This is a genomic window from Streptomyces sp., assembly GCF_035644915.1.
In the GTDB taxonomy this organism is placed as follows: Bacteria; Actinomycetota; Actinomycetes; order Streptomycetales; family Streptomycetaceae; genus Streptomyces.
Genome location: NZ_DASQNP010000092.1, coordinates 1 through 15920 on the forward strand (window position 1 = coordinate 1; position 15920 = coordinate 15920).

The 15920-nt window shown below is 73.9% G+C and carries 6 protein-coding genes; 1 reads left to right on the forward strand and 5 read right to left on the reverse strand.

The window, feature by feature from the left end; all coding sequences use genetic code 11:
• The coding region (locus tag VE546_RS11250; protein ID WP_324921191.1) for a type I polyketide synthase at window positions 1–3939 on the reverse strand (3939 nt) is incomplete at its 3' end.
• Between the two features lie 228 nt (window positions 3940–4167).
• On the opposite strand from VE546_RS11250, the gene VE546_RS11255 reads away from it, so the two are divergent.
• A complete protein-coding gene (locus VE546_RS11255; protein WP_324921193.1) occupies window positions 4168–4653 on the forward strand; it encodes a GbsR/MarR family transcriptional regulator in 486 nt (161 codons plus the stop codon).
• Between the two features lie 105 nt (window positions 4654–4758).
• Here the strand turns inward: VE546_RS11255 and VE546_RS11260 are convergent, their stop codons facing one another.
• From VE546_RS11260 to VE546_RS11275, 4 genes are all read right to left on the reverse strand, one after another.
• Complete coding sequence (locus VE546_RS11260; protein ID WP_324921195.1) at window positions 4759–6381, reverse strand: anibiotic ABC transporter; 1623 nt, start codon at window positions 6379–6381, stop codon at window positions 4759–4761.
• A complete protein-coding gene (locus tag VE546_RS11265; protein WP_414720448.1) occupies window positions 6378–7295 on the reverse strand; it encodes an ATP-binding cassette domain-containing protein in 918 nt (305 codons plus the stop codon). The genes VE546_RS11260 and VE546_RS11265 overlap by 4 nt, the downstream gene beginning before the upstream one ends.
• 340 nt (window positions 7296–7635) lie before the next feature.
• Window positions 7636–12165, reverse strand: a complete 4530-nt coding sequence (locus VE546_RS11270) for a beta-ketoacyl synthase N-terminal-like domain-containing protein (RefSeq protein ID WP_324921199.1) — start codon at window positions 12163–12165, stop codon at window positions 7636–7638.
• A 70-nt stretch (window positions 12166–12235) separates the two neighbouring features.
• Window positions 12236–15920: SDR family NAD(P)-dependent oxidoreductase (locus VE546_RS11275; protein WP_324921201.1), on the reverse strand; the 3685-nt coding region annotated here is incomplete at its 5' end.

The following is a 15920-nucleotide window of genomic DNA, read 5'->3' on the forward strand; positions in this document are numbered from 1 at the left end:
GTGGCCGTTTCGGCGGGCGTCGGAGAGCCGCTCGACCAGCAGCAGGCCCACGCCCTCGGACCAGCCGGTGCCGTCCGCGGCCGCCGCGAACGGCTTGCACCGCCCATCCGGCGCCAGCCCCCGCTGCCGACTGAACTCCACGAACATGCTCGGGCTCGCCATCACCGACACGCCACCGGCCAGCGCGAGCGTGGACTCGCCACTGCGCAGTGACTGGCAGGCCAGGTGCAGGGCCACCAGCGACGACGAACAGGCCGTGTCGATGGTGACCGCCGGGCCCTCCAGCCCGAACGTGTAGGCCACCCGGCCCGACGCCACACTCGGCGCGCTGCCCGTGAGGAGGTGCCCCTCGACGCCATCGCCCTGTTCGCTCAGTCGCGGTCCGTACTCCTGGAACGTGCCGCCGACGAAGACGCCGGTGCGGCTGCCGCGCAACGACTGCGGATCGACGCCGGCCCGTTCGAACGCCTCCCACGCCGTCTCCAGGACGAGGCGTTGCTGCGGGTCCATGGCCAGCGCCTCGCGCGGCGAGATGCCGAAGAGCGCGGCGTCGAAGCCGGCGGCGTCGTGCAGGAACCCGCCGTCGCGGACGTAGGAGGTTCCGCTGCGGGCCGTCTCACGGTCGGGGTGGTAGAGGGCGTCGAGATCCCAGCCCCGGTCGTCGGGGAACGGTCCGATCGCGTCAACGCCCTCGGCCACCAGTCGCCACAGGGCTTCCGGCGAGTCAACGCCGCCCGGGTACCGGCAGGCCATGGCGACGATGGCGAGCGGTTCGTCGTCGGTGCCGCCCCCGGCCGTGGCTGTCACCTCCGCCGCTTCGCCGACGAGTTGGTCGCGCAGGGCGGTGGCCAGCCGGAGCGGCGTCGGGTGGTCGAACAGCAACGAGGAGGGCAGGCTGAGGCCGGTCGCGAGAGTCAGGCGGTGCCGCAACTCGACGGCGCCCAGGGAGTCGATGCCGAGGTCCCGGAAGGCCCAGCGCTCCTCGACGGCCTCCGCGGATTCGTGGCCCAGCAGCGCCGCGGTCTCGGTGCGGACCAGGTCGAGGAGGATGCGCCGGCCGTCGCGGGCATCGCGGACGATGAGCCGGTCCCGCCACGTCTGCGCCAGGGACGCGGTCTGCGGCTCCGGTTCGGAGGGCGGCTGCCCGGCGGTGACCGCGGGCAGGGCCGTCGCACGTTCGGGAGTGTCGGCGGGAGTGCGGGGGGCGAGCCAGTAACTCCGGCGCTGGAAGGGGTAGGTGGGGAGCGGCACACGGGTGGCGTCGGCGGGGACGAGGGCGCTGTTCCAGTCGACGGCCATACCGTGGGCGTACGCCGTGGCGACGGCGTCGAGCAGTTCGTCCGCCGCGGGACGCCGGCCGCGGCTCAGGGCGACGAAGGCGAGCGCCGGTTCGTCGACGCAGCCGCGGGCCGTCGTGGTGAGGGTGGCGTCGGGGCCGAGTTCGACGAAGGTGGTGACGTCTGCGTCCCGCAGACGGCGCACGCCGTCCGCGAAGCGCACGGCCTGGCGCACGTGCCGCACCCAGTAGTCGGCGGAGCGGAGTTCGGCGTCCGTGGCCTGCTCGCCGGTGACGTTGGAGACGACGGGAATCCTCGGGCTGTGGAAGCTGAGGGACTCGGCCACCTCGCGGAAGGCGTCGAGCATGCCGTCCATGTGGGCGGAGTGGAAGGCGTGGCTGACCCGCAGCCGCTTGGTCCTGCGGCCCTTGGCGTGCCATCGGGCGGCGAGGGCGAGCACCGGTTCCTCGTCCCCGGCGACGACGGTGGCGCGGGGCCCGTTGACGGCGGCGACGCCGACGCGTCCGGATCCGGCGTCGGTGGACAGGTCGGCGGCGAGTTCCGTTTCCGTGGCCTCGATGGCCACCATGGCCCCGCCGGGCGGGAGTTCCTGCATGAGCCGGCCGCGGGCGGCGACGAGGGTGCAGGCGTCGGCGAGGGAGAGGACTCCGGCGGCGTGGGCGGCGGCGAGTTCACCGATGGAGTGGCCGAGGAGGACGTCGGGACGCACGCCCCAGCTCTCCAGCAGCCGGAAGGCGGCCGTCTCGTAGGCGAACAGCGCGGGCTGCGTGTAGGCGGTCTGGTCGAGGAGGGCGGCTTCCGGGGTGCCCTCGGCGGCGGCCAGGACCGTGCGCAGCGGCACGTCGAGGTGTCCGTCGAACCCGTCGCAGGCGGCGTCGAAGGCTTCGGCGAACGCGGGGAACGCCTCGGCGAGTTCGAGTCCCATACCGGGGCGCTGGCTGCCCTGCCCGGCGAAGAGGAAACCGGTCCGGCCCCGGAGGTCGGTGCCGCGCGCGGCTCCGGGGGGTGTCCGGCCCTCGCCCAGCTCCGTGAGGCCGGCGAGCAGCGCGTCGCGGTCCTGGGCGAAGAGGACGGCGCGCTGCTCGAAGGCGGAGCGGTGCACGGCCAGGGAGTGCGCCACGTCGGCGGGGCGGTGTTCGGGGTGCTCGGTGAGGAAGGCCGCGAGGCGGGTCGCCTGGTCGCGCAGGGCGGGTTCGCTGCGGGCGGAGAGCACGTACGGCAGCGTGGCCGGGCGCGCGGTCGGTGTCCGCGGGGGTTCGACGGCCTGCGGCGCCCCGTGCTCCGCGTGCTCGTGCAGCACGACGTGGCAGTTGGTGCCGCCCATGCCGAAGGAGCTGACGCCGGCCACGAGCGGTCGGTCGGGGTGCGGCCAGGGGCGCGTCTCGCGCACGAGGTCGAGGCGCAGCTCGTCCAGCGGGATGCGGGGGTTGGGTTCGGAGAAGTTCAGGCTGGGCGGGAGCTGCCGGTGGTGCAGCGCCAGGACCGTCTTGAGCAGTCCGGTGACACCGGCGGCGCCTTCGAGGTGACCCACGTTGGTCTTGACGGAACCCACGAGCAGCGGGTCGCCGGGGGCGCGGTGGGGGCCGGCGAACGCACCGAGCGCGGCGGCCTCCACGGGGTCGCCCAAGCGGGTTCCGGTGCCGTGCAGTTCGACGTACTGCACGGCACCGGCGGTGAGTCCGGCCCGCCGGTAGGCGGCGTGCAGCACCTGCTCCTGCGCCTCCTGGCTCGGCTGGGTGAGCGCGGGGGTGCCACCGTCGTTGTTCATCGCGCTGGAGCCGATGACGCAGTACACCCGGTCGCCGTCGGCGAGTGCGCGGTCGAGTTGCTTCAGGACGAGGACGGCGCCGCCCTCGCCCCGGACGTAGCCGTCGGCACCGGCGTCGAACGTGCGGCACACGCCGGTCGGCGAGAGGGCGCCGAAACGGGCCGCCGTCAGGAAGCCCTCGCTGGTGAGGGCGAGGTTCACGCCGCCGCACAGGGCGATCTCGGACTCACCCCGCAGCAGGCTCTCGCAGGCGAGGTGGACGGCGACGAGCGAGGAGGACTGCGCCGTGTCCACGGTCAGGCTCGGTCCGCGCAGGCCGAGGCTGTAGGAGACGCGGTTGGCGATGACGCCCCGGTTCAGGCCGGTGGCGGTGTACCTGCCGATGCCTTCGGCGCCGTGGTCTCGGGTCACGGCGGAGTAGCCGTCCTCCATGGCGCCGACGAACACGCCCACGGGGGCGCCGTGCAGCGAGGCCGGAACGATGCCGGCCTCTTCGAGGGCTTCCCAGGCCAGTTCCAGCGCGAGCCGCTGGTGGGGGTCGACGGCGGCGGCCTCGCGGGGCGGGATGCCGAAGAAGGCGGGGTCGAAGCCGTCGACGTCGGTGAGGTATCCGGCACGGGCGGTGCCGAGCAGACCGGCGTCGACGAGTGACTGCGGGGAGGGTGAGCCCGCGGGCCAGCGGCCCTCGGGGACCGGTCCGACGGCGTCCCGGCCGTCCCGCAGCAGTTCCCAGAACGCGTCCGGTCCGTCGGCCCCCGGCAGGCGGCAGGCCAGGCCGACGACGGCGATCGGCGAGCGGTTCACCGTCGGGTTCGCGACGGCGCCCTCGGCCCGGTCCGCGTCCTGGTGGGGTTCCTGTCCGGCAACCGACATGGTCGGCACTCCCATCCACCATCCACGAGATCCAGGCAGGCGAGGTCTGACGCTGCCCGGCTGTTCGGTAGATGCTCAGCAGCGCGGCTAAAGCCGCCCTTGCCGCGGCCTTTGGCCGGCGAACATGATCGTCCTCGACGGAAATCGATCATCTATACTTTTCATGGATTCATGAAGATCCAGCACGTAACAGACGATGTGTGAGATCGCGACGTGAGAGGAAGTGACATGTCAGCCATGTCGGACACCGTGGCGGCGCGGGATGCGGCGATTGCCCAGTTCGTCGAACGTTTCGCGTTGAGCCTGTCCGCCTTCGCCTTCCCTCGCATGGCCGCGCGCGTGTTCGTGGCCATTCTCATCTCCGAGGAGGGCCGCCTCACCTCCCGTGAGCTGGCTGACAACCTCAAGGTGAGCCTGGCCGCCGTCTCCCAGGCCGTGCAGTACCTGCAGCAGGTGGGGCTCATCTCCAAGGACCGGGAGCCCGGTCAGCGTCATGACAACTACCGCCTGCACGACGAGGGCTGGTACGAGATGTTCGCCCGGCGAGACGAAGCGTTCCTGCAGATGGAGGACCTGCTGAGCACCGGCGCCGAGGCGCTGGGCCCGGACAGCGCCGGTGCCCGGCGTCTGGACGAGACGCGCCGGTTCATGGAGTTCATCAGGGTGGAGGTGGCCGACATGCTGCGCCGCTGGCAGGAGGCCAACGGGCGCTGACCGCGAGAGGGGCCGTACGCCCACGGGGCCGAACCGTCGTCCGACGGTTCGGCCCCGTGGGATGTGCGTCCGGTCGTCCGGCTGCCCGGAGCCGTCGGAACGGGGTCAGATGCTGAGGTTGCGGCGCCTGAAGAGCACGGCACCGCCGGCCATGAGTACGGCCGCGATGACCAGCAGCACCAGCACCGCGCCCGCGGAGAAGCCCACGGAGGGCATCTGCGGGACGTGGGTGAACGGCGAGATGTCCATGACCGACTGCGGCAGCTCCAGCGCGGCGCCCACCTGGCTGATCAGCAGGCAGATCGCGAACACCGTCCACGGCAGTGCGACAGCCAGCCGCGGCAGCATTCCGAAGGCGGCGACGGCCACGCCCGCCAGCACCAGCACGGCGGGCAGTCGGACCAGGGCGGCGTTGGTGAGGTCCAGCAGCGCGCTGCCGAGGTCTCCGGAGGCCAGACCGTAGCCGAGGCCGGTGCTCAGCCCGGCGAGCAGGGTGAGGGCGACCGCCCCGACCGTGGCACTCGCGAGCTGGCTGCCCAGCCACTGGAAGCGGCTGACCGCGGTGGCGAGCAGCGATTCGAGGCCGCCCATCGCCTCCTCGGACCGCATCCGGTTGAGGACCTGCACCGCGTACGCGGCGATGGCCAGCCCCAGGAGCCCGGCGGTCGCGGAGAGGTAGGAGTCCACCAGCGAGCCCGCGCCGCCGAGTTGCTCGATGACCTCCGCCGTGCGTTCGCTCTCGCCGACGAGGTCGTTGATCTCGTCGCCCACGGCACCGAACGAGAAGCCCATGATCGCGATGCCCACGGCCCAGCCGAGCAGCGCACCGCGCTGGAGGCGCCAGGCCAGGCCGAACGGGCTGAGCAGCGACGGCGCGGCGCGCGGCGGGCCCGGCCGGACGGGGCGCAGGCCCATGCCGACGTCCCGCACCTTGGTCAGCGCGAAGGCGGCCGCCACGAACACCGCGAAGGCGACCAGCGGCAGGACGAGCACCCACCAGGCATTGTCGTCGTAGGGGCGGATCTGCTGGCCCCAGCCGATGGGCGACAGCCACGACGGCCAGGAGCTGGAGACGCGGGTGCCGTTCTCGCTGACGCTGCCGGCCGCGTCACCCACCGCGCGCAACAGGAAGGCGAGGCCGAGGAAGGCGGCCGCGCCGCCGTTGGCGGCCCGCGCGCTCTGCCAGATCTGCGCGGTGACGGCGGCGACACCGGCGAAGACGATGCCCACCGCACCGATCGCGAAGCCGGCGGCGAGGGAGCCGTCGGCCGGCAGACCGCTGCCGATCAGGGCCAGCGCGCTGACGAGGGCCAGCACGACGTTGGCGAGCACGGCGAGCGACAGCGCAGCGGTGAGCGCCGCGTGACGGCCGACGACCGAGGAGCCGATCAACTCGGAGCGGCCCGTCTCCTCGTTCTGCCGGGTGTGCCGCACGACGGCCAGCGAACTCATGAGCGCGGCGGCGACCAGGAGGAGGAGCAGCGCCTGCGTCATCGCGGTGGCGCCCTCGCTGGTGCCGGACACCAGGCCGTTGAACACCAGGGCCACGGCGTTCTCCGCCGCTCCCTGCTGGGCGCTGACGCGCTCCGCCTCGTTCTGGTAGAGGCCGGTGACGCTGGAGGCCGTCGAGGACAGGACGAGCGCCAGCGCGATGATCCACACCGGTAGCTGGATGCGGTCCCGGCGCAGCGCCAGCCGCAGCAGGTCACCGGTACCGGTGTAGTTCACGACGCAACACCGACCTCTGCGCCTCGGGTGGGAAGCTCGTCGCCGTAGTGCCGCAGGAAGAGTTCCTCCAGGGTGGGCGGCGTGCTGGTCAGCGAGCGGACCCCGTACTGGGTGACGAGGCGCAGCACGGCGTCGAGGTGGGTGCTGTCGACCTCGAAGTGCGTACCCTCGTTGTCCCTCGTGAGGTCGTGCACACCCTCCAGCCGTTCCAGGCCGTCGATCTCCCGCTCGGTCTGCACGGTGATCGACATCCGGGTGAGGTGGCGCAGCTCGTCCATGGTGCCCGACTCCACCGTCCTGCCCTCGCGGATGATGCTCACCCTGTCGCACAGGGCCTCCGCCTCGGCGAGGATGTGGCTGGAGAGCAGCACCGTGGCCCCGGCGTTCTTGAGCTCCAGGACGCATTCCTGGAAGACGGACTCCATCAGCGGGTCGAGACCGGAGGTGGGCTCGTCGAAGATGAACAGCTCGACGTTGGAGGCGAGCGCCGCCACGAGCGCCACCTTCTGGCGGTTGCCCTTGGAGTACGTGCGGAACTTCTTGGTGGGATCGAGCTTGAACAGCTCGAGCAGCTCGTCCCGCCGCCCGCGGTCGATCCCGCCTCTCAGCTTCCCCAGCAGGTCGATGGACTCCCCGCCCGAGAGGTTCGGCCAGAGGTTCACGTCCCCGGGTACGTAGGCGAGTCGGCGGTGGAGGTCGACCGCGTCGTTCCAGGGGTCCCCGTCCAGCACTTTGACGGTGCCGGAATCCGCTCGCAGCAGCCCGAGCAGGATGCGGATCGTCGTGGACTTGCCCGCGCCGTTCGGGCCGAGAAGGCCGTGTACCTCCCCTCTGGCCACCACCAGGTCCAAGCCGTCGAGCGCGCGCACCTGACCGAAGGTCTTCACCAAGTTCGACACGTGAATCGAGTTCATCACACTCAACAGATATCAAAAATCATCGAAGTTGTGAAATCTATGGCTCCTGTTGGAGCATCCGGTTCCGTCGTGGCCGACGGCGCGTCAGGAGTACGCCGCCCAGGCTCGATTGCCCGCGCGCCGGGCATCCCCGGCAGGTGGCCGGGACGCTCGTGTCAGCCCGTCCACGCCGCTGTCAGCCCGTCCACGCCGCCGCGGCATACGATGGTCGGCCCGTGGCCGGGAGCGGGAAAGCCGAATACCGGCCGAGTACGGACCCCGGCGACGCGGGCCGGTTCCGTCCGGCCTTTCGGGGCGGTGATCGGGGCCCGGCGGCGCGCCGGGCCCCGATCACCGCTCAGCGCAGCCGCTCGTCGATCGCCCGCACCACCGCGGGGCCGCTCTGGTCGGGGTGGAGGAAGAAGTGGTCGCCGGGGACGACGAGCAGTTCGAATCCTTCACGGGTGAGCCCTCGCCAGGACTCCATGTCCGCTCTCGGGACGACCGGGTCGTCCGCGCCGTGGAAGGCCGTCACCGGCACGGTGAGCGGCGGCTCCGTCTCCTCGTGCCGGTAGCTCTGCACGATCCGCAGGTCCGCGTAGCCGCAACCGTCCGTCGCCGCCTCCAGCTTGGCCGCCACCCGGTCCCCGAACTCCGCGTGCAGGGCCTCCCGGTAGGCGCCCGGCTGCTCCCGTTGCAGGCGCACCAGCTCCTCCTGGGCGGGCATGCCGTCGAAGCCCAGCGTCCGCATCACCGTCATCATGCGGCGGTCGAGCGGGTTGGGACCGGCCGTGGGGGCGCTGAACGCGCCGACGAACAGGTGGCGCAGCAGGTCGCCGTGCTCCCCGCAGAAACGCCGGGCGAGCCGGTAGGCGAGCAGTCCGCCCATGCTGTGCCCGTAGAGCGCGAAGGGCCGGTCCAGGTGGGGCTTGAGGACCCGGGCGACGGTGTCGACGACCTCCTCGGCATCCAGCAGCGGTCGCTCCCCCGCCCGTTCCTCTCGGCCCGGGAGCTGGACGGGGCACACCTGCGCCCCGCTGTCCAGTGCCGTGGGCCAGCCCCGGTAGAGGGAGGCGCCACGACCGCCGTAGGGCAGGCAGAACAGCCGTACCGGGGCGTCCTCGCGGGGGCGGCGGGGCAACCACAACTCGCCGTCCGGTCCGTGGTCGTGCGGTTCCTGCCCCCTCCCGTCGCTCCGGGCGTCCATCCCGGCCGCACCGGTGATCCGCTCGGCCAGCTCGGTCAGCGGCGGTCCGTCGACGAGCAGCTCGACGGCCACGTCGACGCCGAGTTCCGCCCGCAGGCGCCGGCGCAGTTCGAGTGCGGCCAGCGATTCCAGACCGAGATCGGTCAGGGGACGTTCGACGGGCACCTCCCCGGCGGGCAGGCTCAGCAGTTCCCCGGCGACGCCGGTGAGGAACCGCGTCAGCTCCCCGGGCCTCTCCAGCAGGTCCGCGCGCGGTGGGCCCGCACGCCCCCCGGCGTGCGGGCCGGTCCATCGCTCCCCCTCCCGGGCGCGCAGCAGCGCGGCGCCCCGCTCGGGACTGATGACCTGGACCTCGGTGCCGTGGGCGGAACCGATCAGGGTGCCGTCCTCGGCACACAGCAGGTGGTCGCCGACCAGCCGCTTCCCCCGCACGGGGGTGGTGAGCCGCACGTGCACCCACATCGGGCCCGCCGCCTCGTGGCCGGATGTCATGAGGACCTCGGCCATCCGGGCCGTGATGAACAGGTCGTCGTCCGCCAGGGCATCGCCGGCCGCCAGGGCGTAGAGCTGGACGCAGGCGTCCAGCACACCCGGGTGGACCGGCAGGGCGCGCTCGGGACGGCCGGGCCGGCCGTCGTCCGCCCGGGCGGGCCGCAGCCGCGCCAGGACCTCGCCGTCACCGGCCCACGCCTCCTCCACCCACTCCACCGACGGGCCCAGGGCGACGCCCCGTTCGCGCATCCGCCGGTAGAAGTCGGCGCCGCTGACCGCGGCCCCGCAACGGTGGAGTATCCGCTCGCGCGCCTGCGGGGTGAGGGGCGCGGGCGGCGCCCCGTCCGCACCGTCGCCCGCGGGGTCCGTCCCGAACCGCCCGTGGACGTGCTGCTCCCAGTCGCTGCCCGCGGCGGGCCGGCTGTGGACGGCGAAGTGCGGTCCGTCACCGTCCGGGGAGGGCGAGACGACGAGCTGGACGACCCTCTCCTGGCGGTCCGGGAGCCGCAGCGCGTGCTGGAAGTCCACGCCGCGCAGCCGCAGGACGCCCCGCTGCCCGTCCGGCCGGAGGCGGCGGGCCGCCGTGGCGAGCATCTCCTGGTAGTAGCCGATGTGCAGGACTCCCGCGGTGTCGGCCAGTTCGGGCAGCACGGCGCGGGCGAGGGTGGTTTCGAACTGCCGCTGCTCCAGCGGTGAGGGCAGCAGTCGCAGGCCCAGTTCGCCCTCGGGCGTGCCCGTGGCGGCCACCGGGGCGGCCGCGGCGTGCGGGTGGCGCGCCGGGGGGTAGGAGCGGCGCTGCCACGGGTGGGTGGGCAACTCCAGCACCGACCGTCCGAAGTCCGCGCCGAACGCCGTCCAGTCCACGTCGCCGTCGGCCAGGTAGTGGCCGGCGAGACCGGAGAGGACCTCCCGCCACACCTGCTCGCCCGGGATCTCCCATCCGAGGCCGTCGGCCCGCGCGGCCTCCCCGAGGCCGACGAAGGTGCCGTAGCCGTGCGCGGCGAGCACGTCGACGACGGTGCCGGGAGCCGCGCCCCGGGTGGCCCGGGTCCACCGGGCGGGGTCCGTGGCGTCCTGGGCGGTGACCGTCGCCGCCGCGGGCCCGTGCAGCAGCCGCAGCCGGGGCGCCCGCAGCACCAGGCCGGCCGGGGGCGGCGCGGCGGTGTGCCGGGCGGCGAGGAGCGCTCCGGCGCCCGCGATGTCGCAGACCCCGGTCAGGCAGGCGGCGGCGATCTCGCCCGGCCCGGCACCGGCCACGGCGTCAGGACGCACGTTCCAGTCGGCGAGCAGCCGTACGAGGGCGATCTGGTAGGCGACTGCGAGGGTGTCGGCGGTGAGGGGATCGGTGTCGTGCGTGCCGGGCAGCGCGTCCAGAGCGGACACCCCGGTGGTGGTGGCCAGCAGCCGGTCGCACTCCTCGAAGTGGGTGCGGAAGCCGGGGTGGGTGGCGCACAGTTCCGCGGCCGCGCGGCGGGCTCTGTCGCCCTCGGCGTACAGCAGGAAGGCCACAGGGGCCTGGGACGGGCGGGCGGCGGTGCCGGGGCCGGTCGGCCGCGCGGCGTCGCGGCCCTCCGACGTCTCCCTCAGCCGTCCGGTCAGTTCGGCCGTCGAACCGGTGACGAACGCGGCGCGTCGGGCGAGGTCGGGACGGTGTGCGTTGACCGTGTGACAGACGTCGGCCAGTGCCGCCGTGGGGTGGGCGTCCAGCCAGTCGGCGAGGCGGGCGGCACTCCGGGCGAGGGCCTGTTCGTCCCGGGCCGACAACGCCAGGACGTGGGCGGGGCGTTCGTCCCGCGGGGGGAGCCGGGTGGCCGCGGCGGGCGGCTCCTGCACGACGAGGTGTGCGTTGGTGCCGTTGAACCCGAAGGAGCTCACGCCCGCCAGCCTGGGCCGTCCGGCCCTGACCGGCCAGGGCTGGGCGGTGCCGCAGAAGACCATCGGGAGCCGGTCGGCCCGCAGCCGCGGGTTGAGCGTGTTCAGGTGGAGGTTGGCCGGGATCTCCTCGTGGCGCAGGGCCAGCACCGTCTTGATGAGGCCGGCCACGCCCGCGGCCGCCTCCAGGTGGCCGATGTTGGACTTCACGGCGCCGATGCGCAGCGGCGTGCCCGGGTCCCGGTCCCGGCACAGTGCCTCGGCGGCGGCCTGCACCTCGATCGGGTCGCCCAGGGGGGTGCCCGTGCCGTGCGCCTCCAGGTAGTCGATCTGGTGGGGATGCACGTCCGCGGCGGCGAGAGCACTGGCGATCAGCTCCCGCTGTGCCCGCCCGTTGGGCACCGTCAGCCCGCTGGTGCGCCCGTCGTGGTTGACGGCCGAGCCGCGGATCACGGCCAGGACCGGCATGCGGCGGGCCCGGGCGTCGGACAGCCGCATCAGCGCGACCATCCCGCAACCCTCGGAGCGGACGTACCCGTCGGCGGACTCGTCGAACACCTTGCAGCGGCCGTCGGCGGACAGCGCGTCCATGCGGCACAGCGCGACGAACACGTCGGGCGACATCATCGCGCTGACGCCGCCGGCCACCGCCGCCGTGCACTCGCCGCGGCGCAGGCTCTGCATGGCCAGGTGCACGGCGACCAGGGACGAGGAGCAGGCCGTGTCCACGGCCAGGGCGGGGCCGCGCAGTCCCAGCGCGTAGGCGACGCGGCCCGCGGCGATGCTCACGGCGGCGCCGGTGGCCGAGTAGGGGCCCGCGTCCTCCGGGGGCCGGGAGCCCATGGTGCTCTCCGAGCCGGAGACACCGACGAACACCCCGACGTTCCGGTCGTCGGAGCGGCCGGTCAGCAGACCGCCCGCCTCCAGCGCCTCCCAGCTCGTCTCCAGCAGGAGGCGCTGCTGCGGGTCCATCTCGCGTGCCTCGGTGTCCGAGATGCCGAAGAACGGCGCGTCGAAGGCGTACACGTCCTCGCGGAGGAAGCCGCCGCGGCGGGTGTAGGCGGTGCCGGGCTCGTGGCGGTCCTCGCTGTGGTACCGGTCCACCGGCCACCGGTCCCGCGGCACGTCGGTGATGGCGTCCCGGCCCTCTCTCAGCAGTCGCCAGAACGCCTCGGGACCGTCCGCGCCGCCCGGGAGGCGGCAGCCCATGCCGACGACGGCGATCGGTTCCCGCACCGCGGCACGGGCCTCCTCGACCTGCCGGCGCAGGCTGCGGATGGCGTCCAGCGAACGCCTCAGCAGCACGTCTTCGGTCATCGCGTATCCCTTTCCTCGGCCGGGACGCGGACTCCGGCGGACGACGGCCCGAGCGCGGTCGTCCGGTCCGTCAGAAGCCCAGTTCTTGCAGGGTGTCGAGCAGTTCGGCCGCAACGCCCCGGGGGGCCGTGCCGTGCGGTTGCCGGGCGTCGGCGGGCCCGGTGTCGGGCGCGGGGGCGTCCGCGGGCCGGGGTTCGATGCGCAGGACGCGGTCGAGCCGTGCCCGTTCGGCGAGCACGACGCCGAACTCCGGCTCCCCGCAGCGCAGTGCCAGGTCGAACGCTTCCACGCCGAGCTGCGTGGGCAGGTGTTCCAGCCCGAGCCGACGGCGTACGAAGCCCTCGGTCCCGGCGTCCACCCGCATCCCGCCGTCGCGCCAGAACGGCCACACGACGGTGATGCTGACGCCCGACCGCTCGCCGCGCTCGCGCAGCCGCTCGCGGTGGCGGCCGAAGGCGTTCAGGAAGCGGCTGGCGTAGGCGTAGTCGACCTGCCCCGGGTTTCCGGCCAGGGCGGCCAGCGAGGAGAACATCATGAAGAAGTCGAGCGCGTCCTCGCGGGTCGCCTCGTCCAGGTGCCGTGCACCGCCGACCTTTCCGGCCAGGACGGCGTCCATCTCCTCGACGGTCTTGTTGGGGACGAGCGCGTCCCGCAGCACCCCGGCGGAGTGGATGACGCCGTGGACGGCGCCCCAGCGGGACCGGGCCGCGTCCACGATGCGGTGCACCTCGGCCCGGTCGCCGACGTCGGCCGCCTCGTACACGGCTTCGGCGCCCAACTGCCGCAGGCGTTCCAGGGCCGCGCGGCGCGTGTCGTCCAGTGGGGAGCGCCCCACGAGCACCAGGCGGACCGCGGCCTGCCGGGCGAGGTGCTCGGCGAAGATCAGGCCCAGCCCACCGCCGCCTCCGCTGATCACGTACACGCCGCCGTCGCGGACGGCGACGGCGTCCGGCCCCGTGGGAGCGGCCAGTTCGCGCAGTCGCCGCACGTGGCGGCCCGCGGCGTCGTGACGGACCTCGACGTCGGTGCCGTCGGCGGCCAGTTCCGCGGTGACGGCCCGTGCCAGGGCGCGCGCGCCGTCGGCCGCGGACGTCCCGGGCACCTGGACGCACAGGGCCTGCTGGACGAGGTGCGGGTTCTCGTGCCGCACGGAGCGGGCGAACCCGCCGAACGCCTCGGCGGCCGGATCGGGCGCCGCCTCCGTGTACGGCTCGACGCGCAGCAGCCGCACGGGCCGGGAGACCTTTCCGCGCAGGAGTTCCCGGGTCAGGTGGAACACGGAGGTCAGGCCGCCGCGGTCGTCGGGCCAGGCGTGCACGATCGCGGCGGGCCGGGAGTCCAGGGCGGCGAGCAGCGCGGCGTAGTCCTCCCCGTTGCCGGGCCGCAGCGTGAATCCGTCCTCGTCCTGGGCGAACCGCGCGCCGGGCCGGACGGCGAGGACCGGGCCGGTGCCGGTGTGCTCCGCGGTGATCCGCTCGGTGAGCGGTCCGTCGGCGTCGAAGACGAGGACGGGACCGGCCGGCGGGGCGGTGGTGGCCGCGGGTGCGGCGGCGGGCTCCCAGGCGGCGCTGTAGTGGATGGTCTGGCACCGCGGTGCGGCGTCGGCGGCGGGCACCGGGGCCGGGGCGGCGGTCGCGGCGGGCCCGTCGAGCGGCAGGATCTCCAGCAGGTACCCGGTGAGGTCGTCGATGCACGGGTAGTCGAAGGTGACGCTGGAGTACAGCTCCACGCCGAGGAGTTCCTCCAGGACGTTCCCCAGCCGCACGGACATCACCGAGTCCATGCCCAGCTCGAAGAACCCGCGTTTGCGGTCGGGCGGCGCGTCCGGCGGGAACTGGAGCAGCCGTCCCAGTTCGGCCTGCATGTACCCGGCCAGGATTTGCTGGCGCTCCCCCTCGGGGGCGGCAGCCAGCCGGGCGAGCAGGGTGTCGGAGTCCGGCCCGGCGCCGGGCGCGGGGGCGTCGTTCCCGCCGAGCGCGGGGGGCGAGGCGGCGGGCGGCGTGACGGGAGCGGCGGCGGACGGCGTGACGGGTGCGGGCTCGGGCAGCCAGTACCGCTGCCGTGAGAACGGGTAGGTCGGCAGGGAGATCCGGCGGGGCTCCACACCCTCGTGCAGCGCGTCCCAGTCCGGCTCCGCGCCCTCGCACCAGGCGGCGGCCACCTGGGCCGGGGTGGCCCCGGGGGACGCGGCGGGGGGTGTGCCGCGGCCCTGGACCCGGCCGCTCCAGAACCGGCCGCTGCCGCCCGCGGCCTCGGAGGCGATCTCCTCGAAGCGGGCGACGGCCTCGGCCCGGTCGGCGGCGACGAAGGCCGCCCGGTGCTCCATCGCCTCCCGGCCGCGCTGCAGGGTGTGGGCGACGTCCACCAGCCGGGTGCTCGGGGACGCCTCGCGCAGGAAGGCCGCCAGTCGGGCGGCGTAGGCCCGCAGGTTCTCCGGTTCCCGCGCGGAGAGCGGGAAGACCAGTTGCCGGCCGGGCACGGGAGGCGGCGCGACGGCCGGAGCGGGCGCCTCCTCCAGGACGAGGTGGACGTTGGCGCCGCCCGCGCCGAAGGAGCTGATCCCGGCACGCCGCGGCACGGTCGCCCCGCCGCCCGGGTGCGGCCGCTCCCAGACGGCCGCCTCCCGCTGGACCGTGAACGGGGTGCGGGTGAGGTCGAGGTGGGGGTTGGTGGTGGCGGAGTGCAGCAGCGTCGGGGTGAGCGTGCCGTGCCGCAGTTGCAGGGCGACCTTGGTGATCTGGGCGATGCCCGCCGCCGCCTCGGCGTGCCCGATGACGGACTTCACCGAGCCGATGGCGCAGAACTGGGTGGCGTCGGTGAAGGCGGCGTAGGCGTCGGTGAGGCCGCGGATCTCGATGGGGTCGCCCAGGCTGGTGCCCGTGCCGTGCGCCTCCACGTAGGAGATCGTCTCGGCCGACACGCCGGCGTCCCGCAGCGCCGCGCGCACCAGTTCGGCCTGGGCCACCGGGTTGGGCACGCTGTAGCCGTAGGTGTGGCCGTCGCTGTTGGCGGCGGAGCCCTTGATCACGGCGTAGATCTGGTCGCCGTCGGCCAGCGCCCGCTCCAGGGGCTTGAGGAGCACGGCGCCGACGGCCTCGGCCGGGACGTAGCCGGTGCCCCCCTCGCCGAACGCCCGGCAGCGGCCGTCCTCGGCGAGGAATCCCATCTCGGCGAGCATCACGTACTTGCTGGGGTGCAGCGACAGGTTGACGCCGCCCGCCAGCGCGAGGTCGCACTCACCGCGCCGGATGCTGGCGCACGCCAGGTGGACGGCGTACAGCGACGAGGAGCACGCGGTGTCCACGGTGAGGCTGGGCCCACCGAGGTTGAGCAGGTAGGAGACCCGGTTGGCGATGGAGAACGTCTGGGAGGCGACGGGCTGCCAGTGGCCGCGGTCCAGTTCCCGGCCGGCGAACATCTGGTAGTTGTTGTAGGTCACCCCGGCGAACACGCCGACCGGGCCGCGGGCGTCCCCGGCCGTCGGATCGGCCAGCGCGGAGCGGGTGTAGCCCGCGTCCTCCAGCGTCTCCCAGGCGGTTTCCAGGAACAGCCGCTCCTGCGGGTCCAGCAGACGGGCCTCACGGGGGGAGATGTGGAAGAACTGCGGGTCGAAGGCGTCGACGTCGTCGAGGAACCCGCCCCACCGGTACCAGCTCTCGCCGTACCGCTCCCGGGCCAGCTCCGCGTAACGGCGGTAGCCGGGCCGGTCCAGTGGTATCTCGGTGACGCAGTCCACGCCCCGCCGCAGGTTGTCC

Excerpts from the sequence above, each read along its gene's own strand:
- VE546_RS11255 (WP_324921193.1), top strand. The coding sequence starts at position 4,168 with ATGTCAGCCATGTCGGACACCGTGGCGGCGCGGGATGCGGCGATTGCC.
- VE546_RS11265 (WP_414720448.1), bottom strand. The coding sequence starts at position 7,295 with ATGAACTCGATTCACGTGTCGAACTTGGTGAAGACCTTCGGTCAGGTG.
- VE546_RS11270 (WP_324921199.1), bottom strand. The coding sequence starts at position 12,165 with ATGACCGAAGACGTGCTGCTGAGGCGTTCGCTGGACGCCATCCGCAGC.